Raw genomic sequence first — 26036 nt, forward strand, 5'->3', positions numbered from 1 at the left:
GATCAGGACTCCAGGGAACCGTCGAGGGTTTTCAACGCACCGTACAGGTTCGGACGGCGGTCACGGAATGAACCCCACGCGCTGCGAATGTGTTCGAGCTCGTCGAGGTTGAAAGTGTGCACAAGAATACCTTCTTCGGTTTTATTCAGCTCCTGCACTTTTTCGCCGAACTGGTTGGCGATGAATGAGGAGCCGTAGAACGTGATGTCATAGCCGTCCTGTTCTTCGCGGCCGATGCGGTTGCTGGCGATCAGCGGCATCAGGTTGGCGCCGGCGTGGCCCTGTTGCACACGCTGCCAATGGTCGCGCGAGGAAATCGTCTGATCGTGCGGCTCGCTGCCGATCGCGGTCGGGTAGAACAGGATTTCCGCGCCCTGCAACGCCATGCTGCGCGCCGCTTCCGGGAACCACTGATCCCAGCAGATGCCCACGCCGATTTTTGCGTAACGGGTGTTCCACACTTTGAAACCGGTGTCGCCGGGGTTGAAGTAATACTTCTCGTGATAGCCGGGACCGTCCGGAATGTGGCTTTTACGATAAATCCCGAGGTTGCTGCCGTCGGCATCGATGATCGCAATGCTGTTGAACCGCGCACGCCCGGCCAGTTCGTAGAAGCTGATCGGCAACACCACTTGCAGCTCTTTGGCGATGTTCTGGAAATGTTTGATCGCGACGTTGTCCTCAACCGTGGTCGCCAGCTGCAGGTAGTCCGGGTTGGGCTTCTGGCAGAAGTACGGCGCCTCGAACAATTCCTGAATCAGGATGATCTGCGCGCCTTTGGCAGCAGCTTCACGGACCAGTCTTTCAGCGATTTCGAGGTTGGCGTGCAGATCCCACGAACAGGCCATCTGAGTAGCGGCAACGGTAACGATACGGCTCATGAATCATCTCCGGGCAGGTGCTTCGACGGTCGGAAAGTCGACCGAAAAGATAAACGCGCGCGCCGGACAAGAGATCGCCATGCCGGAGCAATGGCAACTTTATAGCCGATAAATATCGGCTTTAGAAGCTTTCAAAAAGCCTTTTATCTTAATTTATCCAATAAATACCGATACAAATCGGATTTTTGACCCGAGACAAATGTGGGAGCGAGCCTGCTCGCGAAAGCTATCGATCAATCAACAACGATGTCGATTGATCGATAGCTGTCGCGAGCAGGCTCGCTCCCACAGGGGATCTGCAGTGTTTACAGGCCTTCGCTGAACACCCGGTCGAGCATGTCCACGAAGAAATCCACGCTCTGGCGCGATGTCACCATCGGCGGCTTGATCTTGAGAATGTTCAGATCATCACCGGTCGGCTGCATGAAGATGCCCAGCTCACGCAGGCGATCGCACAGCCGCGCGGTCTCTTCGGTTGCCGGTTCCAGCGTGTCGCGGTTGCGGATCAGTTCAAGCCCTAGATAAAAACCCGAACCATGCACCGCTCCCGCGAGTGGATGTTTATCGATCAACGCTTCGAGCCGCGCCTTGAAGTGGCCACCGACCACCTGGGCGTTTTCCCAAAGTTTTTCTTCCTCCATGACATCCAGCACTGCCATGCCGATCTGGCAGCTGACCGGGCTGCCGCCCGCCGACGAGAAGAAATAGCCCTCGGCCTCCAGCGCCTCGGCGATTTCCCGCCGCGTGATTACCGCGCCCAGTGGCTGGCCGTTGCCCATGCCCTTGGCCATGGTGATGATGTCCGGCACCACGCCCTGCTCTTCAAAACCCCAGAAGAAATGGCCCATGCGCCCGTAACCGACCTGCACTTCATCGGCGATGCACACGCCGCCCCGGGCGCGCACCAATGCATAGACCTGTTGCAGATACCCCGGCGGCAGCGAGATGCCACCGGCGTTGCCGTACACCGGCTCGCAAATGAACCCGGCCAATTGGCGCTTTTGCTCAGCCAGTTTGTGTAATTGCTGTTCAACGCTGCGCACGTAATCCGGCGCTGAATCGAGACCACGGAATTCACCGCGATAAGTATTTGGCGCGGTCACCGGATGCACCCAGTCCGGACGACTTTCGAGGGCTTTGGGGTTGTCGGCGATCGAAGTCGATACCGCATCGGCGCCGACCGTCCAGCCGTGATAGGCCTCCAGCACGCTGAGCATGTCGCGCCCGCCGCTGTAAGCCCAGGCCAAGCGAATCGCCAGGTCATTGGCCTCGCTGCCGCTGTTGACCAGAAACACCCGGTCCATGCCCTCCGGCGCCAGTTTCAGCAGGCGCTCGGAAAACTCGGCGACTGCCGCATAGTTGAAACGCGAATTGGTGTTGAGCAGCGACCACTGGCGCGCCGCCACCGCCGCCATGCGCGGGTGACCATGACCGAGCACCGCGACGTTGTTGAGCATGTCCAGATAGGAACGGCCCTGCATGTCGATCAGATGATTGCGCCAGCCGCGCTCGATGCGCGGCGGGTCGACGTAATAGTGTTTCTGTGTACGGGCGAAACTGGCGTCGCGCCGTTCGAGCAGGGTTTTGCCGTCCAGTTCCGGCTCGGCATCACAGGCGAGCCCCAGCACCGTGGCCGGCGAAGGACACAGGGCCTGCCACGCCGCTGCACGCGTTGGCGCGCAGAACAACGGCGCCGGCATCTGCGCGTCACGGCAAAGTTGCACCAGCAACGGTCCGCTGACCGAGCCCAGCGCCTGCCCCTTGGCCAGCGTCGAACCGCTTGGCAGCGAGGCCGTCACGCCCCACAGGCGCACGCTGAGCTGCGGGCCGTCCAGACACAGCGCGCCGTCAGCCGTCTCGCGCAGGACAGCGGCGAACGGCGCTTGCACAACGCTGCCGTGGGGAACACGCAATTCGACATGCAGCGGGAAAGTCTGCGGCTCGACGGCGCTGTCAGGCTGTGTGCGTGACAACCGATACTGACCATAACGGCTCGCCGCGAGGCCATGCACGGCCGCGGCTTCGTCCAACAGGCGCTGATCAACGCCCGCCTGCTGCCAGTTGCCAGCTTCGAAATGCGGACTTAGAACGCCCAGGTCGATCAGGGCAAACTCGCGGCCGACCAGTCCCGGCAGCAACGCTGCGAAATCGGCGCTGTCGATCACCGGCAGGCTGTGCCCCACCGCGCTAAGGATCGCCGCTTCCATCAGCGCCAACGGCACCGAAGTGGCGACATGGAAAATTTCCCACTCGTGGCTGAGGTTGTCGCGGCTGTAGGTATTCGTTGGATCGATGCTGACCTGCTGCTCGCCACTGAGCACCAGCACCGCTGCGCGCGCGACGATCAACGGCCACAGCGCCTGCAATTCTTCATATTGCAGCGGATTGACCGCATGGTAGGCCTGCACCGCCGGGAGGATGACAAACGGATCGCCGTCGGCGTGATGCAGTAATGCCGCGCAGGTCACCGACAGATCGGTAATGCGCCAGGTGCGCACCAGATCACCGAAATCGATCACGCCCTGCAACTGCCAGTGACGCTGGGCATCACGCGCCCAGACGACATTGTCATCGGTAATGTCCATGTGGATCGCCTGCACCGGCAGCTTGTCATGCAGCGGCTGCAAACGGCGCTCGGCGTGTTCGGCAGCCTCGGCGATCAATGTGCGTTGCTGTTCGTCCTTGATCACCGGCAGCAGATGCTCGATCAAGGCACTGGCGTGGCGTGCGTCCCATTGCAAGGTACGCGCAAGGCCGGGATGGTCGAACCCGGCGAGGGCCAGATCCATCTCACCGCACAGCCGGCCGAAGCCTGCGACGACCTTGTGGCCAAGATGCCCGAGATGCGTCAGCGACTGGCCCTCGATGTAATCGAGCAGCCGCACGTGCACCGCTTCACCGCCGGCCTGCAGCGTCAGCAAGTCCTTGCCGTTTTTCGCCACGATGACGCGCGGCACCGTTATCGCCGAGTGCTCGGCCAGATATTTCAGACCCGCGTGCTGGGCTTGCAACTCCACCAGTGCGTAATCGCCCCGGCAGATTTTCAACACGTAGCGCCCACGCGGGCTGTCGACACGGTAGTTGAGGTCCTGCTGACTGCCGAGTGCGTGTAGGGCGCCGCTGAGCCCGTAATGCTCCGCCAGCCATTGCTGCGCTTGCTCCTGCGAAACCTGCGGGCTGGGCAAACTGGCGCGATGAATCAACGTGGCAAGCGGCATGGAACGACCCCTGAAATTTTATTAGGCGCTTATATCGCCATTGCTTCAAAGGTTGCGCAACCCCCAAGCGCACAAAGGCTTCACGGCGAATTGAATGCCAGCACTCGCGCCATCCGGCACTTTGCGCAAGAATGGCGGCCACTCACACCTGACTACGGAAATCCTCATGAATGTAATCACCACCGATCTGCCCGGTGTTCTGATCATCGAACCCAAGGTATTTGGTGACGAGCGCGGTTTTTTCTACGAGAGTTTCAACGCCAAGGCGTTCCAGGACGCGACCGGCCTCGATACGCAATTCGTCCAGGACAACCATTCGCGCTCGCAAAAAGGCGTGCTGCGTGGCCTGCATTACCAACTGCAGAACACCCAGGGCAAACTGGTTCGCGTGACGGTCGGCGAGGTGCTGGACGTGGCCGTGGATATTCGTCGCAGCTCGCCGCACTTCGGCAAATCGGTGGCGGTGCGCCTGTCGGCGGAAAATCATCGCCAGCTGTGGGTGCCGGAAGGTTTTGCCCATGGTTTTGTGGTGCTGAGCGAGTTCGCCGAATTTCTTTACAAGACCACCAATTATTACGACCCGTCGTCCGAACGCAGCATCCGCTGGGACGATCCGGCGCTGGGCATCGACTGGCAACTGGACGAAGCACCGAAACTGTCGGCCAAGGACCAGGCCGCCGCGCTGCTCAAGGACGCTGACGTCTTCGCTTGAGGCCGGGCATAATGCGCCTGACCCTACAGGCGCTACCGGCTCATGAAACCGAATCTTCCCCGCAGACCCCGCTGGCGTAGCCTCGCCTTGCTCGCGCTGTGCCTGGCGCCGCTGTTATGGCCGCTGGAACATCTGGCCGAGCGCTATTACCGCAGCGAACTGGCCGGGCAGAACCGCCAGACCCTCGACCTCTACGTCGCCAACCTGCTCGGCACCCTGCATCGTTATGAAGTATTGCCGCAGATTCTCGGCGACTTGCCGGCGCTGCGCGCCGTGCTTGGCGCGCCGGACGATGGCGTTAGCCAAGGCAATGCCAATCGCCTGCTGAAGAACATCGCCGCGCAGACCGGCGCCGAAGTGATGTACCTGATGGACACCAGCGGCCAGACGCTGGCGGCGTCGAACTGGGATAAACATGACAGCTTCGTCGGCCGCAATTTTTCCTTCCGCCCATATTTCAGTGAGGCCATGGCCGGACGCCTCGGGCGTTTTTTCGGCCTCGGCACGACGTCGGCCAAACGCGGGTACTTCTTCGCCGCCGCCGTGCGCAACGGCGAAAAGATCATCGGCGTGCTGGTGATCAAGGTCGACCTCGACCACACCGAAAGCCTGTGGGGCAAAACCCCGGAACAACTGTTGGTCACCGACCACAACGGTGTCGTCATTCTCACCTCGCGGCCGGAGTGGCGATTCCGCTCGACACGCAATCTGAGCGACAGCGAGCGCTCGGCAATCACCGCAATTCAGCCGTACCCGACGCGTGAGCCGCGGCCGCTGAACCTCAGCGCCGACGCCTGGCTGATCCAGACTCACGACATCGCCGAAACCGGTTGGAGCGTCAGCATCCTCGCCCCGCGCACACTGATCGACCGCCCGGTGCGCACCGTCGTCGCGATTGGCGGCGCGACGCTGCTGGTGGTGATGCTGTTGGTGGGTTTGATGATGCAGCGCCGGCGGCATTATCTGGAGCGCATCGCCTTCGAGGCCAAGGCGCGGCGTGAGCTGGAGGGCCGGGTCGCCGAGCGCACCAGCGATCTCGAAGGCCTCAACCGACGCCTGAAGCAGGAAGTGCTCGAACGTGAAACCGCGCAGCAGGAATTGGTTCGTGCCCAGGATGATCTGGTTCAGGCCGGCAAACTGTCGGCACTGGGGACGATGTCGGCGAGCATCAGCCACGAACTCAACCAGCCGCTGGCGGCGATCCGCAGCTACGCGGAAAACGCCGAGGTGTTGCTCGATCATCAGCGCACCGACGACGCGCGCGGCAATCTCAAACTGATCAGCGAACTGACCGGGCGTATGGCATCGATCATCGCCCACTTGCGCGCCTTCGCCCGGCGCGACCGCCACGCCCCGGAAAGCGTCGCCCTGCAACCGGCGCTCGACGATGCGCTCGCCCTGCTGGCCAAGCGTCGACGCAGCATGGAAGTCGAACTGATCCGCGATCTCCCCGCCGCCACGCTGTGGGTCGAGGCTGGCGAAACGCGCTTACGCCAGGTCCTGGGGAACCTGCTCGCCAACGCCCTCGACGCCCTGACGGAAAAAGGTCCACCGCGCAAACTGTGGCTGAGTGCCGAATCCACCGCCGACGGCGTCAATCTGTACATCCGCGACAACGGCCCGGGGTTCTGCATGGAAGCCCTCGGCCGCGCCAGCGAGCCCTTCTACACCACCAAGACCCGCACCCAGGGTCTGGGTCTGGGCCTGGCCATTTGTGAAACGCTGATGCGCGCCTTCGGCGGTGAACTGTCGTTCGCCAACCACAAGCAAGGTGGCGCCCTGATTACCCTGCGGCTGCGCGCCGGCGCGCCCGGGGTCAGCCTGCAACCCTCCGAGGACCGAAGTGCATGACCATCGACAATCGCATTCAGGTGGTGTTGATCGACGACGATCCGCACCTGCGTCAGGCCCTCGGCCAGACGCTGGATCTGGCCGGCCTGAAAATCCTGCCATTGTCTGAAGCCAAGGGTCTGGCCGCGCAACTGGAGCGTGACTGGCCGGGCGTAGTGGTCAGCGATATTCGCATGCCGGGCATGGATGGCCTCGAACTGCTGAGCGAATTGCACGCACAGGACCCGGAGCTGCCGGTGTTGCTGATCACCGGCCATGGCGACGTGCCGCTGGCGGTCCAGGCGATGCGTGCGGGTGCTTATGACTTTCTCGAAAAACCCTTCGCCAGCGACGCGCTGCTCGACAGCGTGCGCCGCGCCCTCGCCTTGCGCCGTCTGGTACTGGATAACCGCAGCCTGCGCCTGGCCCTCAGTGATCGCAATGAGCTGAGCGCGCGGCTGGTCGGGCATTCAACGCCGATGTTGCGTTTGCGCGAGCAGATCGGCGCGCTGGCGGCGACCAAGGCAGACGTGCTGATTCTCGGCGAGACCGGCGCCGGCAAAGAAGTAGTCGCCCGCGCCCTGCACGACTTGTCCAGCCGCCGCAACGGCCCGTTCGTAGCGATCAACGCCGGTGCACTGGCCGAATCGGTGGTGGAAAGCGAACTGTTCGGCCATGAGCCCGGCGCGTTCACCGGCGCGCAAAAACGCCGGATCGGTAAGTTCGAATTTGCCAATGGCGGCACGCTGTTCCTCGATGAAATCGAGAGCATGAGCCTGGACGTGCAGGTCAAATTGCTGCGCATGTTGCAGGAACGCGTCGTCGAACGACTGGGTGGCAATCAACTGATCCCGCTGGACATCCGCGTCATCGCCGCGACCAAGGAAGACCTGCGCCAGGCTGCCGATCAGGGGCGCTTCCGCGCCGACTTGTATTACCGTCTGAACGTCGCGCCGCTGCGCATTCCACCGCTGCGCGAACGTGGCGAAGACGCGCTGCTGCTATTCCAGCACTACGCCGACGAAGCCAGCGCCCGCCACGGTCTGCCGCCCCACGAACTGCAACCGGCACAACGCGCCTTGCTGCTGCGTCACACCTGGCCGGGCAATGTGCGTGAACTGCAAAACGCCGCCGAACGCTTTGCCCTCGGCCTGGAACTGGCGCTGGACAACGGCGCCGAAGGCAGCGCCGGCGCACCGGTCGAAGTCGTCAGCGGCGGGCTTAGCGAGCAAGTGGAAAACTTCGAAAAAACCCTGATCGCCGCAGAACTGGCGCGCTCGCACAGCTCGGTGCGCAGCCTCGCCGAAGCCCTGGGCATTCCGCGCAAGACCCTGCACGACAAATTGCGCAAACATGGCCTCAACTTCGGCGACAGCAGCCAGGGGGACGAAAACGAATGAGCGACAACACTGAGTATTTGCAATCGGTGCTGCACCACGACATTCCGCTGACGGCCGAGATGGGCCTGACGGTACTCGAATGGCGCGAACAGCAACTGAGCCTGCACTTGCCGCTCGCGCCCAACGTCAATCATAAGAGCACGATGTTTGGCGGCAGCCTCTACTGCGGCGCAGTGCTGGCCGGTTGGGGCTGGTTGCATTTGCGCTTGAAGGAAGAAGGCATTACCGACGGGCACATTGTGATTCAGGAAGGGCAGATCAGTTATCCGCTGCCGGTGACCGGTGATGCCACGGCGATTTGCCCGGCGGCTGACGCGGCGGTGTGGAAGAAGTTTCTGGCGATGTATCGGCGTTATGGACGGGCGCGGCTGACGCTAGATACGCGGATCGTCGATCAGGGCAGTGAAGAGCACGCCGTGACGTTTACCGGGCAGTACGTTTTGCACCGTTGAAGATCAACAGCCCCTCACCCTAACCCTCTCCCGGAGGGAGAGGGAACTTATTGGGGGATGCTGAGGATTCGCGTCGGCCTGCAAGCGCTGTGTTGAATCCAGAATCGACTCGATCTTTCAGGTCGATGAATGATTCAGCACAACTCGGTCGGCTCCCTCTCCTGGGGGAGAGGGCTGGGGTGAGGGCAATTCCGGATCAGAACCTCAACCCCGGGCCAACTCCAACAACCGCGCACGCCACGAAGCCTTCGCCGGCAACGCCAGAAAGAACTCGTTCAACAGCGATTCCCGTGCCGGATAACAAAACGCTTCGCCGCGCAGATCCAGCACCTCGCCCCCCGCGCCTTCCAGCACGCCCTGCGCCGCCGCCGTGTCCCACTGCGAAGTCGGCGCCAGCCGCGGATAACAATCCGCTGCGCCTTCCGCCAGCAAACAGAACTTCAGCGAGCTGCCAATGTTGGCCAGTTGCAACTCGCCCAGGCTGGCACTCAGCCCGGCCAGCAATCGTTCCTGCTCGGGGCTCGAGTGTCGGCGGCTGGCAACCACGGTGAAGGCTTCGCCCGGTTGCAGCGCGTCACGCACCTGGATCGCCACCGGTGTACCGTGCTTGTCGCAACGCCACGCGCCAAGCCCGGCGCCGCCGACGTAGTAGCGACCACTGGTCGGCATCGACACCACGCCAAACACCACCCGACCGTTTTCGATCAGGGCGATGTTGACGGTGAACTCTTCGCTGCCACTGATGAATTCCTTGGTACCGTCCAACGGGTCCACCAGCCACCAGCGCTGCCAGCCAGCACGCACGCTTTGCGGGATATTGGCGTCTTCTTCCGATAACACCGGGATGCTCGGGTCCAGCGCTGTCAGCCCAGCGACAATCAGGTGATGCGCGGCCAAGTCGGCTGCGGTCACCGGTGAATCGTCGGACTTGGCCGTGACTTCGACGCCCGCGCGCCAGAACGGCAGAATCGCCTCGCCAGCCTGCAATGCCAGGGCAACAACAGGCGCCATCAACGGGTGGGGGAAATTCATCGACATCTCACTCAAGATTGAAAGAACCGCGCTGCGTCAGCAGATCACGCGTCAAATACAGCGCCGCCAGCGCCCGTCCTTCGGAAAATTGCGGATTGAGCGCCAACGCCGACAGCTCGCGCAGGTTGACCTTGTCGACGCGCATCGGCTCAGGCTCGTCGCCCTCCAGGCGTTCCTCGTACAGATCGGTGGCCAGCACTACCTGAATCTTCTGGCTCATGTAACCGGGCGACAACGACAGCTCGGTCAGATGTTCCAGTTGCCGCGCGCCGAATCCGGCCTCTTCCTTGAGCTCACGCTCGGCCGCTGCCAATACGTCCTCGCCCGGCTCGATCAGGCCTTTGGGCAAGGACAATTCGTAGGCATCGGTGCCGCCGCAATACTCTTCGACCAGCACCGCATGTTCGGCATCGAGCATCGCCACGATCATCACCGCGCCGTAGCCCGCACCTTTGCCGACCAGCCGCTCGTATGTGCGTTCCACACCGTTGGAGAAGCGCAGCTTGAGTTCTTCGACCGCGAACAGACGACTGGTGGCGACGATTTCGCGGGCAAGTACGGTGGGTTTCTGGCGCATGCAAAGCTCCTTGGCGTGAACGCGCTACTATAACGCGGCTTTCCCGATTGTTTACCTCGGATATCCTTCTACCGCTCGAGACGTTGCCATGCCTTCATTACCGTGGTCCGACATCGATACCGTCCTGCTCGACATGGACGGCACGTTGCTGGATCTGCACTTCGACAACCACTTCTGGCTCGAACACCTGCCCCAGCGTTACGCCGAACTGCACGGGGTCAGCCGGGCCATGGCCGAGATGGAATTGCAGCCGCTGTTCGAGCGCCATGCCGGCCAGTTGCAGTGGTATTGCCTGGACTTCTGGAGCGCGGAACTGAAATTGTCGGTGCGCGAACTGAAACAGGAAACCGCGCATCTGATCGCCTTGCGCCCGGACGCCGATACCTTTCTCGAGGCAATCAAGCGCGCCGGCAAACGGGTGATCATGATCACCAACGCGCACCGCGACTCACTGTCGCTGAAACTGGAGCGGATCGAGCTGGCGCCGTACTTCGAACGGCTGATCAGCTCCCACGATTATGGGTATCCGAAGGAAAACCCGCAGTTCTGGGATGCCTTGCAGGCGGATATCGGTTTCGACCCGGCGCGCAGTCTGTTCATCGATGACACTTTGCCGATTCTGCGCAGTGCGCGGGATTTTGGCGTGGCGCATTTGCTGGCGGTAAAAGAACCGGACAGTCGCAAGGGACCGAAGGACACCGCCGAATTTGCTGCGGTCGAGGACTATCGGGATTTGATCGCCGGGCTGTGAAACCGGGTTGCCCCCATCGCCAGCAGGCTGACTCCCACAGGAGAATGCGGTCACCTGTGGAGCCAACCTGCTGGCGATCAGACGAGGATTACTTCGGAATACGAAGCTTCTGCCCCGGATAGATTTTGTTCACATCCTTGAGCATCGGTTTGTTGGCGTCGAAAATCTTCTGGTACTGATTAGCGTTGCCATAGACCCGCAGCGAAATCGCGCTAAGCGTGTCACCTGCTTTGACTTCGACAAACTCGGCAGCGACCACCACCGGCCCGGTCACGGTGATCTGGTCATCGACGCTGCCCACCCCTTGAATGTTGCCCACCGCCAGCAGAATTTTCTCTTTCTCTTCCTGACTCGCGACTTCACCGGTCACCGTCACCTTGTCGCCGTCCACGGTCGCCTGTACGTTGGGATTGCCCAGCCCGACCTTACTGATGTGTTCCTTCAATTGCTCGCTGGCATTGGCATTGCCGGGGGTCAGCAGATCCAACAGCTTTTCACCGGCTTCCTTCACAAAGCTCAAAAGACTCATAGCGCACACTCCTTGATTTGGGTTCCAGACGCCCAAGCCTAGACCACCCCGGCCAAACCCGGTTCCAGTCCGACCAATGACCCTGTGCAGGCGCACGCGGTAGAATCGCCTACCCCGCCAACCTTTCCCGGAGCGAAGATGGACATCAAGCAACTGAAATTCCTCATCGCCCTCGACGAAACCCGTCACTTCGGCCAGGCCGCTGCGCGTTGCCACATCACCCAGCCGACCTTGTCGATGCGCCTGCGCAGCCTCGAAGAAGAACTCGACCTGCCGCTGGTCAACCGTGGGCAGCGCTTTGAAGGTTTCACCGCGCCGGGCGAACGCGTGCTGGCGTGGGCGCGCACGGTGCTGGCGGCTTATGACGGCTTGCAGGCAGAAGCCGCGGCCTGTCGCGGCAATCTGATCGGTACGTTGCGCCTGGGCGTGGTGCCGCTATCGAGTTTCGACCCGTTGCCGCTGATGCAGCGCCTGCATGCGGCACACCCGGAATTACGGTTCGAATTGTCATCGCTGAGTTCCGAGCAGGTCCTCGAGCATCTGGCCAACAATCGCATCGACATCGGCGTGTCGTATCTGGAGCGTCTGGACAATGAGCGATTCGATTCGCTGGCCTTCGACGAAACGCGCATGGGCCTGCTTTACGATCAGCGCTCCTTCACCTTTGGCGACGAGCCGTTGAGCTGGGAAGCGCTGATCGAATTGCCGCTGTGCATGCTCACCAGCGGTATGCATTTTCGCCAGTCCATCGACCACAACTTCCACAGCCGCGGCCTGACCCCACAACCCTTGCTGCAAACCGACGCCGTGCATCAATTGTTACAGGCCGTACACGGCGGCTTTTGCTGCGCAATCATGCCGCTCGATGGCGGTGCGGAAACCCTGGCTGATCACCTGCGCCTGCAACCGATCGAAAATGCGCGCACGCTGGCGCCGCTGGGCCTGATCATGCGCCGTGGCGCGCCGCGTTCGGCGCTGGCGGAAGCCTGTTTCGCGCTGTATCAGAAATCGCCAAAACAGGCTTGATCGACGGCATCTATCGGCAGATCGGTAATAGCGATTAGACGCGACAACTTGACGCGCCTAGTCTTGACCTAGATCAAACCGTCGGTGATGCCATGAACGCCAAGCGCCCAGCCTGCGCGGCGCCAGCCCTCGAAACGCCCGCGCCCGCCGCCAGCCAGACCTACAGCTACAGCGATTTGCCCCGCGAGGAATCGGCCAGCACTGCGCTGGCCGAGGAAGTCGCGTTGGCGATTGCCTACAACGGCATCAGTCAGGCGGTGATGCTGGTGACACCGACGGATCTGGAAGACTTCATTGTCGGCTTCAGCCTCGGCAGCGGCATCATTGCCGACGCCAGCGATATCTACGACCTGCAACTGACCGGCTCAGGCTCGGCGCAGTACGCGCAGGTGACCATCGCCAATCGCGCTTTCTGGAACCTCAAGCAACAACGTCGGCAATTGGCTGGCACCAGCGGTTGCGGTCTGTGCGGCGTCGAAGCGGTGGAACAGGCGCTGCCCGATCTCAACGTGTTACCCGGTGCGCCGCTGCCGCCGATCACCTGGCTCGACGGCCTGCGCCAGCGCATCGGCGCGTTTCAGCCGCTGGGCCAGCATTGCGGCGCGGTGCATGCCGCGGTGTTCATGAATGCCAGCGGCGAGTTGCTGCTCGGTCGCGAAGACATTGGCCGGCACAACGCCCTCGACAAGCTGATCGGCGGCCTGATTCGTCAGAAGATTTCCACCGAGGGCGGCCTGGCGATTGTCACCAGCCGTTGCAGTCTCGAACTGATCCAGAAAGTCCTGCGTGCCGGTATCCAGACCCTTGTCAGTCTGTCGGCACCGACCGGGCTTGCCGTGCAATGGGCACGGCGCCATAACCTCAATCTCATCCACCTGCCGCAGAAAAGTGCGCCGCGGGTGTACAGCCCCGCGATGGAGAATCAAGCGTGAGCCAACATCATCAAGCCGACCAGAAACCTGTCCCGCGCTACAAGCCTTACAAAGGTGCCGCCGGCGGCTGGGGTGCCCTGATCAGTGTGGCGCAGGCCTGGTTGACCAGCGACAACGCGCTGAAGAACCTGCGCATGATGCTCAAGACCAACCAGAACGGCGGCTTCGACTGCCCTGGCTGCGCGTGGGGCGATTCGCCGGAAAGCGGCATGGTCAAGTTCTGCGAGAACGGCGCCAAAGCGGTGAACTGGGAAGCGACCAAGCGCCGTGTGGACGCGAAGTTCTTCGCCAAACACAGCGTCACTGCGTTGCTCGAGCAGAGCGACTACTGGCTGGAATATCAGGGTCGGCTGACCGAGCCGATGGTCTACGACGCTGAAACCGATCGCTACAAGCCGATCAGCTGGGAAGATGCGTTCGCCCTGATCGGCAAGCACTTGCGCAATCTGCCGAGCCCGGATCAGGCCGAGTTCTACACCTCCGGTCGCGCCAGCAACGAAGCGGCGTATCTGTATCAGCTGTTCGTGCGCGCTTACGGCACCAACAATTTCCCTGACTGCTCGAACATGTGCCACGAGGCCAGCGGTGTGGCGCTGGCGCAAAGTGTCGGCGTCGGCAAAGGCACGGTGACATTCGATGATTTCGAACACGCCGATGCAATTTTCGTCTGGGGTCAGAACCCCGGCACCAACCATCCGCGCATGCTCGAGCCACTGCGTGAAGCGGTGAAGCGCGGCGCGCAGGTGGTGTGCATCAACCCGTTGAAAGAGCGCGGCCTGGAACGTTTCCAGCACCCGCAGCACCCGATCGAAATGCTCACCAACGGCGACAAACCGACCAACACCGCATATTTCCGCCCGGCGCTGGGCGGCGACATGGCGGTGCTGCGCGGCATGGCCAAGTTTCTCCTGCAATGGGAACGCGACGCGCAGAAGGCCGGCGAACCGGCGGTGTTCGATCACGACTTCCTCAATGCCCACAGCGCCAACGTGTTGGAATACCTCGGTGTGGTCGATGACACGTCGTGGGAGCAGATCGTCGAGCAGTCTGGCCTGACTCTGGTCGAAATCGAACAAGCCGCGCGTATGTACGCCAAAGGCAAGAACGTGATCATGTGCTGGGCGATGGGCATCACCCAGCATCGCCATTCGGTGCCAACCATCCAGGAAATCGCCAACCTGATGCTGCTGCGCGGCAACATCGGCAAGCCGGGCGCCGGTCTGTGCCCGGTGCGTGGCCACAGTAACGTGCAGGGCGACCGCACCATGGGCATTAACGAACGTCCACCGGTGGCGTTCCTCGATTCGCTGGAGCGCCGCTTCCAGTTCAAGGTGCCGCGCCACAATGGGCACAACGTGGTCGAGGCAATCCATGCGATGGCCGAAGGTCGCGCCAAGGTGTTCATCGGTCTGGGCGGCAACTTCGCCCAGGCCACCCCGGACAGCCCACGCACCTTTCAGGCGCTGCGCAATTGCGACCTGACTGTGCAGATCAGCACCAAGCTCAACCGCAGCCACCTGGCTCACGGCAAAGACGCGCTGATTCTGCCGTGCCTGGGTCGCACCGACATCGATATCCAGAGCGAAGGCCCGCAAGCGGTCACCGTGGAAGACTCGTTCAGCATGGTTCACGCCTCCAACGGCCAGTTGCAGCCGCTGTCGAACCAGATGCGCTCGGAGCCGTCGATCATCGCCGGCATCGCCGCCGCGACACTGGGCAGCAAACCGGTGGACTGGAACTGGCTGGTGGCTGACTACGCACGCATTCGCGAACTGATCGCCGACACCATCCCGAACTTCAAGGACTTCAACGAGAAGGTGAAAAACCCGGGTGGTTTCTACCTCGGCAACAGCGCTGGCGCACGCAAGTGGAACACGCCGTCGGGCCGGGCCAACTTCCGTCCGAACCTGCTGCCCACGGACCTGGTGCACGAACGCACCCGCGCCACCGGGCAACTGCCGGACCTGATCCTGCAATCGATGCGTTCCCACGATCAATACAACACCACCATTTACGGTCTCGATGATCGTTATCGCGGCGTCAAAGGCCAGCGCGACGTGTTGTTCGTCAATGAGGCCGACATCATTCGCCTGGGCTTCCGTCCGGGGCAGAAGGCCGACATCGTGTCGCTGTGGGACGATGGCCGCGAACGCCGGGTGAAAGGTTTTACATTGTTGGCGTTCGATATTCCTGCCGGGCAGGCGGCGGCGTACTATCCGGAAGTGAATCCGCTGGTGCCGCTGGAAAGCACCGGGGATGGCAGCCACACGCCGACGTCGAAATTCATTGCGATCCGGCTGGAAGCGGCGAGTGAGACAGGGTTGATCATGGCGAAGTCGGCTTGATCGGCGCTTGCACTGGCCCCTGCGCGAGCAGGCTCGCTCCCACAATTGCAATGCATCTACTGTGAGAGCGAGCCTGCTCGCCAAAGCGATGGAACTGCCAACTTGCCAACCGTGCCGGACACTTTTCAATCGCCCACAAAAAGGCCGTTTTTGCATAAAAACGGCCTGTCCGAAGTAGCTAAAGACCGGCGAAAATCGGTTAAGTTCCGGTGAAAAAACAGTAACTTGCATTATTGTATACAAGTCGTGTTATTCGTCGGATTTTGATTGTCACGCCCATTGCAGAGCCTCAGGATCGGCGCCGTCATCCCTTTGAGGCTCATCCTCTATGAAGTTCTCCTCGATTCTCTTGTTGTCCCTTGGCCTGGTCAGTGGCTTCGCTTCTGCCGGCGGCACCACCGAAGCAGGTGTGGGCGGCGCATTGGGCGGGGTTCTTGGCTCGGTCGTCGGTCAATCTCTAGGCGGCAATACAGGTTCCACCATCGGCGCAGCCCTGGGCGGCGCGGGTGGTAGCGCGGTCGGCGCAGACCGCCATAGCCGTGGCGAAGCTGCCATTGGCGGTGCGCTGGGCGCAGCAGGCGGTAACGTCGTAGGTCGCAGTCTGGGCGGCACTACCGGTAGCCTGATCGGCTCCGCGGCAGGTGGCGGTGCAGGTGGCGCACTGGGCAACTACATGGGCCGCGATGACGACGATGATCGTCACTCCGATCGCCGCTACGATGATCGCCGTTACTATCGCGATCGCGGTCACCCAGGCCGTGGCCATGCTTACGGCCATCGCAAGCATCACAAGCACTATCGCCACCGTTAAGGCGCAGGCTTGAACAAAAATCGCAGCCCGAGGGCTGCGATTTTTTTGCCTGTTTCAGACGGCCAAACGCTCCAGCGCTGCGCGCAGCCCGGGCGGAATCGGCACCGGCTGATTGTTCGCCCGATCCACGAAGACATGAACAAAGCGCCCGGCCGCGCAGGCCTCTGCCTCGCCGACCTTGAACACGGCCAGTTCGTATTGCACCGAACTGTTGCCCAGCTTGCCCACGCACAAGCCGATTTCGATCAGATCCGGAAACGCGATCGACGCAAAATAATCGCACGCTGAGCTGACGACAAAACCGACTACTTCGCCGTCATGAATATCCAGCCCGCCAACCTGAATCAGATACGTGTTCACGGCGGTGTCGAAGAAGCTGTAATAGGTGACGTTATTGACGTGACCATAGGCGTCGTTGTCGTGCCAGCGCGTGGTGATGGGCTGGAAGTGTGGGTAGTCGGTGCGTTGGGGGTCGGGTTGGACATTGATCCTCGATTCCTGAAAGTGTTTTGGCGAGTCTGATTTAAAACCGTGGCGCGCCCTTCGCGAGCAGGCTCGCTCCCACAGGAATCCACGATCCAAGGTGGGAGCGAGCCTGCTCACGAAGAGGTCAGCACAGCCGCAATATTTCAGTGATCAGCAAACCCCTTCCCCTGCGCCGCCAATTCGCCAATCAACCGCGCCGGTTTCCACTGATCACCCTGGCGCGTCTCCAGCGCCAGCAGACGTTGATGAATATCCGCCAACCCTTGCTGATCCGCCCAGGCCATCGGCCCGCCCTTGTCGACCGGGAAGCCGTAGCCGTTCAGGTACACCAGATCGATGTCATGGGCTGACTCGGCAATGCCTTCCTGGAGAATCTTCGCGCCCTCGTTGACCAGCGCCAGCAAACAGCGCTCAAGGATTTCCTCGGCAGCGATCTCGCGTCGCTGGAAACCCAGCCCTTCGCTGACCTGCAACACCAGTGCGTCGACTTCGGGGTCATGCTCTGCCTGCCGACTGCCGGGTTCATAATGGTAATAACCGTCGCCGGATTTCTGCCCGAAGCGGCCCAGCTCGCACAGACGGTTATCGACCTGCACTTCTGGCGCATCCTGACCCTTGCCCGCCAGTTCGCGGGCACGCCATTCCAGATCGATGCCGACCACGTCGTACATGCGGAACGGCCCCATGGCGAATCCGAAACCCTGCAGCGCTGCGTCAACCTCATGCGGGTAGGCGCCTTCGAGCAGCATCTTGCGCGCTTCCAGCACGTACGGATGCAACATGCGATTGCCAATGAAGCCATGGCAATTACCCGATACCACGCTGACCTTGCCCATGCGCTTGCCCAGCGCGAGAGCCGCCTGCAGCGCCGCCGGCGCGGTCTGCGCACCGCGGACGATCTCCAGCAGTTTCATGATGTGCGCCGGGCTGAAGAAATGCAGGCCCAGCACTTGCTCCGGACGGCGCGTGGCCGCGGCAATCGCATCGATATCCAGCGCCGAAGTATTACTGGCCAACAGTGCTTCAGGCTTGAGCAGGCCATCCAGTTCGCGAAAGATCTTTTGCTTGAGCTCAAGATTTTCGTACACCGCTTCGATCACCAGATCGACATTGCGAATCGCCGCATAATCGGCAGCGGCACTGACCCGGGCAATGCGCGCGTCAGCCTCGGCCTGATCGATCCGCCCTTGGCGCACATTGTGCGCGTTGGTTTCGGCGACAGCGGCGAGCGCCTGTTCGAGCATCTGTGGATTGTTATCCACCCATTGCACCGCGACGCCGGCATTGGCCAGGCACATGACAATGCCACGGCCCATGGTGCCCGCGCCGATCACCGCAGCTTGCTGAATATCGAAGGATGTCTGGCTCATGTTGTTCTCTTGTTGGCGATCCAAAGACTGGAATCACCATAGTCAGCCAATCAGGGTTTTTGAAGTTTATTACCGTGATGGTTGGTATTCAGCGGATGGATACAGGCTCGCTCCCACAACGTCCCGGTCACCCAGTTAGATTGTCAGCAGCCCAACTGCGCACTTCAGCGAAGGGATACTCCTCCAGCGCCGCGAATCCGGAAATCGTCCGCGCCTTGAGTTTGGTGAACAGCGGCACGCTGATCCCGCACAAGAACCGCGTCAGCCGCTCGGCCGATGGCATCGCTCCGGTGTGCTGCTCGTGCTTGTGGATAAACTCACCGCATAGCTGCGCAAAATTTTCATCCACAAGCGCTGGCAGCTCCGGCGCTGGTGGCAACCGTGCAACGTGGCCGTGACACACCGAACAATGGCCACACTGTTGCGGAGCATTGTGGTCGCCGAAGTATTCGGCCAGGCGATAACCCAGACAGCGTTCGCTGGCGAACATCGCAAGCATGGTGTGAATACGCGTGATTTCAGCCTGCTCATGGCGGGTGAAATAGTCGTGTAGCTCGGTGCTCAAGTGTTCACTATCGAAATCACTGCGCAGCAGGCTGTAGACCTCGGTCATCTGCTTGCTTTCCAGCTCGATCCAGCCTTTTTCCTGAAAATAATCCAGCGCCTTCACCACCCGACTGCGCTCGGCGGAATACTGCGTATACATCGCATCGAAATTCACCGTGGCCCACGAACGTGCACGGGTTGAGGTCTGGATCAGCGCGGCAACGAAGTCCCGGCGTTCGCCGTCGAAACGCTCAAGCAGTACCTCCGGCTCCAGCAGGTACTTGAAGCGGTAGTCGGCGTAATAGGCGTAGCGCGGCGCGATCAAACCGCGCAGTTCCAGCTGAACCAGCAAAGTCTTCAGCGGCAACGAGCGAATGTTGCTCTGGTCCGCCAGCGGTCCGAGCATGAACTCCCACTGCCCCTGCACTGCCGAGGCCTTGATTTCATCCAGCACGTAACGAATGCCTTCACGCTCCGGGGTGTCACCGTAGACGAAGTTTTCCAGCACGTTGAGGCTGTCGCGATTGGCCAATACCAGGCAATCGGACGGTTGCCCGTCGCGACCGGCGCGGCCGATTTCCTGACTGTAGTTTTCGATGGACTTGGGCAGGTCGAAATGCACCACGTTGCGAATGTCGCTCTTGTCGATGCCCATGCCGAACGCGATGGTTGCCACGATGCAATTGGACTGCCCGGCCATGAAGCGTTTCTGGATCGCTTCGCGTTTGTCATGAGGCAGACCGGCGTGATACGCCTCGGCCTGAATGCCATTGCGTTCAAGGTGCTCGGCGATGTCTGCGGCGGTTTTCTGCAAGGTCACGTAGACGATGCTTGGCTGCCCCGCTCGCGCGTTCATCCACTCCACCAGACGCCGGCGCTTGTCTTCACCGCGCACCGGCTCCACCAGTAGATTGAGATTGGGTCGGTAGAAGCCGGTGGTCACCACGTCCTCGGCGGCGATATTGAATTTGGCCTGCATGTCGGCAATGACATTCGGCGTTGCCGTAGCGGTCAGCAGCAGGGCCTGCGGGATGTTGAACTGGCGTTGGTAGTCCGGCAGCTTCAGATAGTCGGGCCGGAAATTGTGCCCCCACTCGGAAATACAGTGCGCTTCGTCCACGACCAATAACGAGATGGGCACCTGCTGCAGAAAGTTGCGAAAGCGCTCGTTCTTCAAGCGTTCCACCGAGACCATCAGGATCTTCAATTCACCCGAACGGGCGCGGGCCATCACCGCACTGGCGTCATCACGGTTCTGCGCCGAATCGATGCTGCCGGCCGAGATGCCATGGCGATGCAGAAAAGCCAGTTGATCCTGCATCAACGCCAAGAGCGGCGACACTACCAGCGTCAGATGCGGCAACAACAGCGCCGGCAGTTGATAACAAATCGACTTGCCGGAACCGGTGGGAAAAATCGCCGCCGCCGAGCGCCCGGCCAGCACCGCACTGATCGCGGCTTCTTGCCCGGGTCGAAACTGTGAGAAACCAAAAACCTGTTCCAGGGTGTTGTTCATTCGCTGTCACTCCGTTGACTGCTGCCATGCCAACAGCCTAGCGGGCGATCGCAGCGAGTCGAGAAAAGGTCGGGGGCAAATCGATTCGGAATGATACCGCGTCGGGAAATGCTCAACGCAAAGGCATGCGGAACACAGTGAAAAAGAGCCAATTCCGTTCAAGCGAGTGTCGGACGCCTGGAAACTTCCTACCGACTCCGAGGCACACGCTGTGAAGGTCGACCACGAATCGTCTGCCCCACAAGTAGGAATATTCACCGGTCGATTCTTGGCCAAAACAAACCGCGAAAACGCGTAGGAAAGATCGCTCAATTGACGAAAAAGTCCCTACGAATACTGTCCATAGCGGCTGTCTTGTCTCACCGCAAAACGCCCTTCTATAGTGACCGGCGCGGCCTGACACATCGCCAGCCCGCCCGAACGCCTCAGCACAGGACACGCCTGACCATGATCAACCGCTACCGCCCGCTCAAGACCCGCTACAGCGAAAACCCCGTCCTGCTTATCGACAGCCATGCCAGCCCGCGCGACCTTATCGACGCCGCCGATCAGCGCTTGCGCGCCGCCGGAGACTTGCTGGAAACACTCTATTGCCTATGTTTTAAACAGGCAGACGTGAAAGATATTCCCAATATCGTCAACGCGCTTTATTTGCTGGTACAGGATGGCTGCGACTTGCTGGAAGTCGCCAAACATAACTCGCCACAAGCAACTTACAACTAACCAACACTACAAACGCAGAAACAACAGAACGCTTTATTTATCCACACAACAAGCACTAACTTGTTTGCTCTTACAACTAACCAAGGGCAACACAATGACTGTTTTAACAATTTTCTTTTGCGGTACCGGCTCCAATAAGTTTGATGTCACCCATGAAAACTTCTGGGACGGCGAACTGGTTTCGACACTGGCCGCCAACCATGCGGGCCGCGAGTTCGCCGAATGGATCGTCGTCGACGGGCCGGGCAGTGGCAACCTGCAAGCCGACGATCTGTTTACCAAAACCAAGGAATACGGGCTCACCGGTACGCTGTTTGGCAAAGGCTGGGAAGAGAACGTGCAGCACGCCGTAAATATCATCAAGGGCAAATGCAACTGGCAGCGCGAACAACTTACAGAAGAAGGATACAACCGTCTGAAAGCCGCCGGCATTCCTATCGAAGATGTAAAAATTGAAGGTTCATGGTTCTGGCGTAAATATAACTACGGCGATCGCAGCGTGACCCAGCAAACATTACAAGAGCAAATTATCAAGACGTTCCGCAAGGACGGTGTAATCCCCACCCAAGTCAACCTGGTGGGCTGGAGTCGCGGCGGAATCAGCTGCCATATGTTGGCCAACGCAATGTTGAATGATCCACAGCTCAACCATATTCCGGTGAATATCTTCGCTCTTGATCCGGTGCCGGGCATTGGCAACTTCCAGGACCAGCGCGTCAAGCTCGGAGCCAACGTCAAAGAGTACGTCGCGTTCTATGCCCGCGATGAGCGCTCCAAAGGCTTCAGTTGCGTCATTCCACAGACCGCGGTCGGCACCAAAACCTGCATCTACCCCATGGCCGGCCGCCACGCGACCATGGCCGGCAACGCCACCGCCGCCGGCGGCGTACCGACCAGCAGCAGCGATCTGAAAACTTTCATCGAACCGGGCCGAGTCGTCCGCCACTTCGCCGAAACCTGCCTCAAACGCTGGGGCGTGCAACTGAACAAAACCCTGAACCTCAGCGAAGCCGACCTGCTGCGCCTCACCGGCGCCATCGCCAGCGACGAAGCGCGCTACAAACTGATGCACAAGGTTTCCTACACCTACTTCACCGAACTCGATCAAGGCGAACGTTATGTGTCGCTGGGCAGCAAAGGCGTGCCGTTCTCGGCGGTGAAGGGTTCGATCTACGCGCCGGCAACGGGATTGACGACCAGCGTGCTGGAGTTGGCGGCGTATAAACATCTGCGTTGAAAAGTGAACAGCCGTTGATAGCAACGTCCGATGAGATCTTCATACCGGTCCTACGCAGGCAGACTCTTTGTCTTCTATCGGGGTTGGGGGATGCGAATTTATAGTCGTGGCTGTCGCTGCCAAATCAGCGGCTCGGGCTTGGTCACCCGATTGGATCGTGTATACGCATGCGCTGTATGCTGCGGGCACTCAATTGCCTGCGGTTTATGGTGACTGTGTTTGGGACACCTTCGGGTGTGCCGGGTATGTGCACGATCCTCACCGGTTGACCAACCCGAACACAGTTGCCTCCTGTCGCTTGGTCACGATGTGGTGGCTTCATTTGAAGCATTTGAGGATCCATCAATTGAAAACGTTTAATCAGTTTCTCACCGATCGCTACCACCCACTCGAAACCAGCCTCACCGACACCAGGCCGCTGCTCATCGACACCGCCGCCAACCCGCAGGACATTCTCGAATGTGCCGTCCAGCGTCTGCGCGCTTCCAGCGACCTGCTCCGCACCCTGTACTGCCTCAACTTCAAACAAGCCGACGTCGAAGACATCCCACACATCACCCACGCGCTTTATCTGTTGACGCAGGACGGCTGTGACCTGCTGCAGGTCGCGCAGCAACGGATGCTCAACTGGAAAGCACCGACCTGATAACAAGCTGCCTGCCTTTAACTTATGAACATGATTGCTGGACACCCGGCGTCCAGCCCAAGGAGTGAATTTGCAAACTACTATTGATTGCGTACGATGGAAGCCATTGTTCAGCCTAGGACTTGACTTCATGATCATTGAAACCATCGATCACAGCACCCTTACCCACCTAATTGAAAACGGTTCAGTTAGCAGCACCAGCATCATCGCCAAACCCGGTGGCTGGTCGATCCAAATTCAGAAAGGAAGCAAAACATTTGCACTGGCAGCGCAACGCAGCGGTCAGGTGCGTCTGTTCAAACGACTTGAAACCCTAGTCAGCTATCTGCAGGGTTTAGGTATAAGCCGCTTTGAAGTGGATGCCTCCAACTACGATCCGCTGCAACTTAAAACCTATGCTCGTCCGGATCGCTCCGAAGCTCTGAAACAGGCACATGAAGCCGCTGCGTATGAAGAATGGTTCAAGCAGCAAGTTCAGATCAGCATCGATGATCCAAGACCAAGCGTTAGCGATGAAGATGCTCGCCGAATATTCGCTGCCAAGCGTGATGCCTTGCGTCAACGAGCACGCTGATGAGGCTGGTCTGGCGCCAACAAGCACTTGATGACCGAGACCGAATCATGAATCGCATCGGGCAAGACAATCCTGAAGCGGCTGCGGATCTGGATGACGTTTTCGAATCAAAAGGGGACATCGCCCGACAGCGTCCCACCCTATACAAAAAGGGCAAAGTTGAAGGCACTAGGGAAATAGTCGCTGCCTCCAACTACGTCATCGTCTACACGATCAAAGATGAATACGTGGAAGTGTTGCGAATTATTCATGCCCGGCAGCAATGGCCGTGATGGCGTACTAGAGCCCTATATCGAGCGGGAAGTGCAATTATTCTGGCGCCATCACTACTCGAGTGAAGGAATATCAGCGTTATGGCCAAAAAGACCGCGCCCCTGCTTCCGAAAACTGCAGCGCTGCTGAGCAATCTGGGCGACCGTCTGAAATTGGCACGTTTGCGCAGAAGGCTGACTGCCAAACAGGTCGCCGAACGAGCCGGAATGTCAGTCATGACACTTCGGTCTCTGGAAACAGGTGCTACGGGGGTGACGATAGGGGCTTATGTGTCAGTAATGCAGGTTCTGGGTTTGAAACAAGACTTGAACCTGCTGGCATCTGCAGATGAACTGGGCCGTTTTTTGCAGAATGCACGACTGACCGGTTAAAAATATACAAAACAATAGGAAGCGAGCTTGGGTTATTACCAGCGACGGCAGCGTCAATGCTTGTGGCTCAACGGAGCAAATCTCGAGTTATGGAGAGCTATCCACTGAGTTCCGTTGCAAGTTGCCACTCAACATTTTTTCTTTATCCGAGCTTTTAAACGATGTGAATAAATTGAAGAAGGAAGACTAAGAACTGATGACCCACAAAAAAGCCGCCCCTAAAGGGCGGCTTTTTCATTCACAACAAACCAATCTTACAACTTAGGTCCTGCAGCCTTGATCGCGTCGCTCACTTCGAACTTCTTGAAGTTCTCGATGAACAGACCGGCCAGTGCTTTCGCGGCTTCGTCGTATGCGGCCTGGTCAGCCCAGGTGTTGCGTGGGTTGAGCAGAACGGTGTCGACACCCGGGACGGCCAGTGGCACGTCGAGGTTGATGGTGTCGAGGTGTTCGGTGGCGGCACCGATCAGTGCGCCGCTCTGGATCGCTGCGATCACCGCGCGGGTGGTCGGGATGTTGAAGCGTTTGCCGACGCCGTAGCCGCCGCCGGTCCAGCCGGTGTTGACCAGGTAGACCTTGGAGCCGAAGCCGCGGATGCGCTTGATCAGCAGCTCTGCGTATTCGCCGGCCGGGCGCGGGAAGAACGGTGCGCCGAAGCAGGTGGAGAAGGTCGACTTGATGCCGCTGCCCGAACCCATTTCAGTCGAGCCCACCAGTGCGGTGTAGCCGGACAGGAAGTGGTACGCCGCTTGTTCTTCGTTGAGGATCGACACTGGCGGCAGCACGCCGGTCAGGTCGCAGGTCAGGAAGATCACCGCGTTCGGCTCGCCGCCGAGGTTCTTCTCGGAACGCTTGGCCACGTGTTCCAGCGGGTAAGCAGCACGGCTGTTCTGGGTCAGGCTGACATCGGCATAGTCGGCGTGCTTGGCGTCGTCGATGACGACGTTTTCCAGCACCGCGCCGTGCTTGATGGCTTTCCAGATGACCGGCTCGTTCTTCTCGGAGAGGTCGATGCACTTGGCATAGCAACCGCCTTCGATGTTGAACACCACGCCTTCGCCCCAGCCGTGTTCGTCGTCACCGATCAGGTAACGGCTTTCATCGGCCGAGAGGGTGGTTTTACCGGTGCCCGACAGACCGAAGAACAGGGTCACGTCGCCTTCTTCGCCGATGTTGGCAGCGCAGTGCATCGGCAGCACGTCAGCGGCCGGCAGCAGGAAGTTCTGCACGGAGAACATGGCTTTCTTCATTTCACCGGCGTAACGCATGCCAGCGATCAGGACTTTCTTCTGCGCGAAGTTGATGATCACGCAACCGTCGGAGTTGGTGCCGTCACGCTCAGGCACGCACTCGAAGTTGGCCACGTTGAGCACTTGCCACTCATCACGACCGGCCGGGTTGTACTGAGCCGGATTGATGAACAGGCAACGACCGAACAAATTCTGCCAGGCAGTCTGGGTGGTCATTTTCACGGCCAGGTAGTGATCTTCCGCAGCGCCTACATGTACGTGGGAGACAAAGTGCTCTTGCGCGTTGTTGAAAGCTTCTACGCGCGCCCACAGGGCATCGAACTTGTCGGCCGGGAACTTGCGGTTGATCGGGCCCCAGGCGATAGCGGCCTGGGTGGAAGGCTCTTCAACGATGAAACGGTCGACTGGCGAACGGCCGGTGCGATGACCGGTGCGGACTACCAGAGCGCCGGTATCGGCAAGCTCGCCCTCACCGCGTTGCAGGGCTTCTTTTACCAGATCATCAACACTCAGATCGGTGTACACGGCGTTATTGGCTTGCGTCATGA

24 protein-coding genes are annotated in these 26036 nt (G+C 60.0%); 15 read left to right on the forward strand and 9 right to left on the reverse strand.

The window, feature by feature from the left end:
* Positions 1-2: 2 nt before the first annotated feature.
* Positions 3-881, reverse strand: a complete 879-nt coding sequence (gene aguB / locus M0746_RS24215; protein ID WP_090288346.1) for an N-carbamoylputrescine amidase — start codon at positions 879-881, stop codon at positions 3-5.
* A 305-nt stretch (positions 882-1186) separates the two neighbouring features.
* Positions 1187-4099: an aminotransferase gene (locus M0746_RS24220; protein WP_258450870.1), complete on the reverse strand. Its 2913-nt coding sequence runs from the start codon at positions 4097-4099 to the stop codon at positions 1187-1189.
* Positions 4100-4265: 166 nt separating this feature from the next.
* Here M0746_RS24220 and rfbC point away from each other — a divergent pair, with 166 nt between their 5' ends.
* The 4 genes from rfbC to M0746_RS24240 are packed head-to-tail and all read left to right on the forward strand — an operon-like array spanning position 4266 to position 8493.
* Positions 4266-4811, forward strand: a complete 546-nt coding sequence (gene rfbC / locus M0746_RS24225; RefSeq protein WP_034151902.1) for a dTDP-4-dehydrorhamnose 3,5-epimerase — start codon at positions 4266-4268, stop codon at positions 4809-4811.
* 42 nt (positions 4812-4853) lie between these two features.
* The gene (locus M0746_RS24230) at positions 4854-6662 is read left to right on the forward strand and encodes a sensor histidine kinase (RefSeq protein ID WP_258450871.1); all 1809 of its coding nucleotides are present in this window, start codon (positions 4854-4856) and stop codon (positions 6660-6662) included.
* The gene (locus tag M0746_RS24235) at positions 6659-8041 is read left to right on the forward strand and encodes a sigma-54-dependent transcriptional regulator (protein ID WP_203420335.1); all 1383 of its coding nucleotides are present in this window, start codon (positions 6659-6661) and stop codon (positions 8039-8041) included. Before M0746_RS24230 ends, M0746_RS24235 begins: the two co-directional genes overlap by 4 nt.
* Positions 8038-8493: a thioesterase domain-containing protein gene (locus M0746_RS24240; RefSeq protein ID WP_258450872.1), complete on the forward strand. Its 456-nt coding sequence runs from the start codon at positions 8038-8040 to the stop codon at positions 8491-8493. Before M0746_RS24235 ends, M0746_RS24240 begins: the two co-directional genes overlap by 4 nt.
* Positions 8494-8697: 204 nt before the next feature.
* Here M0746_RS24240 and cysQ read toward each other — a convergent pair whose 3' ends face one another.
* Together cysQ and nudE are read right to left on the reverse strand one after the other, a co-directional pair.
* A complete protein-coding gene (gene cysQ, locus M0746_RS24245; protein ID WP_258450874.1) occupies positions 8698-9531 on the reverse strand; it encodes a 3'(2'),5'-bisphosphate nucleotidase CysQ in 834 nt (277 codons plus the stop codon).
* Position 9532: 1 nt separating this feature from the next.
* The gene (nudE, locus tag M0746_RS24250; protein ID WP_090288331.1) at positions 9533-10102 is read right to left on the reverse strand and encodes an ADP compounds hydrolase NudE; all 570 of its coding nucleotides are present in this window, start codon (positions 10100-10102) and stop codon (positions 9533-9535) included.
* Positions 10103-10190: 88 nt separating this feature from the next.
* Between nudE and yrfG the strand changes: the two genes are divergently transcribed.
* Positions 10191-10853, forward strand: a complete 663-nt coding sequence (gene yrfG / locus M0746_RS24255; protein ID WP_258450876.1) for a GMP/IMP nucleotidase — start codon at positions 10191-10193, stop codon at positions 10851-10853.
* Positions 10854-10941: 88 nt separating this feature from the next.
* Here yrfG and lysM read toward each other — a convergent pair whose 3' ends face one another.
* Entirely contained in the window at positions 10942-11382 is a 441-nt protein-coding gene (gene lysM, locus M0746_RS24260) for a peptidoglycan-binding protein LysM (protein ID WP_258450877.1), read from the reverse strand.
* Positions 11383-11520: 138 nt separating this feature from the next.
* Here lysM and M0746_RS24265 point away from each other — a divergent pair, with 138 nt between their 5' ends.
* From M0746_RS24265 to M0746_RS24280, 4 genes are all read left to right on the forward strand, one after another.
* Positions 11521-12408 (forward strand): LysR family transcriptional regulator, encoded by an 888-nt coding sequence (locus M0746_RS24265; RefSeq protein ID WP_258450878.1) that lies wholly within the window; start codon positions 11521-11523, stop codon positions 12406-12408.
* 92 nt (positions 12409-12500) lie between these two features.
* Positions 12501-13340, forward strand: coding sequence for a formate dehydrogenase accessory sulfurtransferase FdhD (fdhD, locus tag M0746_RS24270; protein ID WP_258450879.1), 840 nt, complete (start codon positions 12501-12503; stop codon positions 13338-13340).
* A complete protein-coding gene (locus M0746_RS24275; protein ID WP_258450880.1) occupies positions 13337-15685 on the forward strand; it encodes an FdhF/YdeP family oxidoreductase in 2349 nt (782 codons plus the stop codon). The genes fdhD and M0746_RS24275 overlap by 4 nt, the downstream gene beginning before the upstream one ends.
* A gap of 328 nt (positions 15686-16013) precedes the next feature.
* Positions 16014-16496, forward strand: a complete 483-nt coding sequence (locus M0746_RS24280; protein ID WP_258450881.1) for a glycine zipper domain-containing protein — start codon at positions 16014-16016, stop codon at positions 16494-16496.
* A gap of 54 nt (positions 16497-16550) precedes the next feature.
* Here the strand turns inward: M0746_RS24280 and M0746_RS24285 are convergent, their stop codons facing one another.
* The 3 genes from M0746_RS24285 to M0746_RS24295 all read right to left on the reverse strand — a co-directional run bounded on the left by M0746_RS24285 (position 16551) and on the right by M0746_RS24295 (position 20414).
* On the reverse strand, positions 16551-16985 hold the full coding sequence (locus tag M0746_RS24285) for an acyl-CoA thioesterase (RefSeq protein ID WP_258451519.1): 435 nt from the start codon (positions 16983-16985) through the stop codon (positions 16551-16553).
* 140 nt (positions 16986-17125) lie between these two features.
* A complete protein-coding gene (locus tag M0746_RS24290) occupies positions 17126-18352 on the reverse strand; it encodes a 3-hydroxyacyl-CoA dehydrogenase (protein ID WP_258450883.1) in 1227 nt (408 codons plus the stop codon).
* Between the two features lie 127 nt (positions 18353-18479).
* Positions 18480-20414, reverse strand: coding sequence for a RecQ family ATP-dependent DNA helicase (locus tag M0746_RS24295; RefSeq protein ID WP_258450884.1), 1935 nt, complete (start codon positions 20412-20414; stop codon positions 18480-18482).
* Between the two features lie 447 nt (positions 20415-20861).
* Here M0746_RS24295 and M0746_RS24300 point away from each other — a divergent pair, with 447 nt between their 5' ends.
* The 6 genes from M0746_RS24300 (at position 20862) to M0746_RS24325 (ending at position 24238) form a co-directional block, all read left to right on the forward strand.
* Positions 20862-21137: a hypothetical protein gene (locus M0746_RS24300; protein WP_258450885.1), complete on the forward strand. Its 276-nt coding sequence runs from the start codon at positions 20862-20864 to the stop codon at positions 21135-21137.
* A 94-nt stretch (positions 21138-21231) separates the two neighbouring features.
* Complete coding sequence (locus tag M0746_RS24305; RefSeq protein WP_258450887.1) at positions 21232-22374, forward strand: hypothetical protein; 1143 nt, start codon at positions 21232-21234, stop codon at positions 22372-22374.
* A gap of 346 nt (positions 22375-22720) precedes the next feature.
* Positions 22721-23020 carry a hypothetical protein gene (locus M0746_RS24310; RefSeq protein WP_258450888.1) on the forward strand — a complete coding sequence of 100 codons (300 nt, stop codon included), beginning with the start codon at positions 22721-22723 and terminating at the stop codon, positions 23018-23020.
* Between the two features lie 130 nt (positions 23021-23150).
* On the forward strand, positions 23151-23594 hold the full coding sequence (locus M0746_RS24315; protein ID WP_258450889.1) for a hypothetical protein: 444 nt from the start codon (positions 23151-23153) through the stop codon (positions 23592-23594).
* On the forward strand, positions 23594-23866 hold the full coding sequence (locus M0746_RS24320) for a type II toxin-antitoxin system RelE/ParE family toxin (RefSeq protein WP_206414664.1): 273 nt from the start codon (positions 23594-23596) through the stop codon (positions 23864-23866). The genes M0746_RS24315 and M0746_RS24320 overlap by 1 nt, the downstream gene beginning before the upstream one ends.
* An 81-nt stretch (positions 23867-23947) precedes the next feature.
* A complete protein-coding gene (locus M0746_RS24325) occupies positions 23948-24238 on the forward strand; it encodes a helix-turn-helix domain-containing protein (RefSeq protein ID WP_446731281.1) in 291 nt (96 codons plus the stop codon).
* A 254-nt stretch (positions 24239-24492) separates the two neighbouring features.
* Here M0746_RS24325 and M0746_RS24330 read toward each other — a convergent pair whose 3' ends face one another.
* Positions 24493-26034, reverse strand: coding sequence for a phosphoenolpyruvate carboxykinase (locus M0746_RS24330; protein WP_258450890.1), 1542 nt, complete (start codon positions 26032-26034; stop codon positions 24493-24495).
* Between the last annotated feature and the right edge of the window lie 2 nt (positions 26035-26036).

This window comes from Pseudomonas sp. S11P7 (assembly GCF_023195435.1).
In the GTDB taxonomy this organism is placed as follows: domain Bacteria; phylum Pseudomonadota; class Gammaproteobacteria; order Pseudomonadales; family Pseudomonadaceae; genus Aquipseudomonas; species Aquipseudomonas fluorescens_G.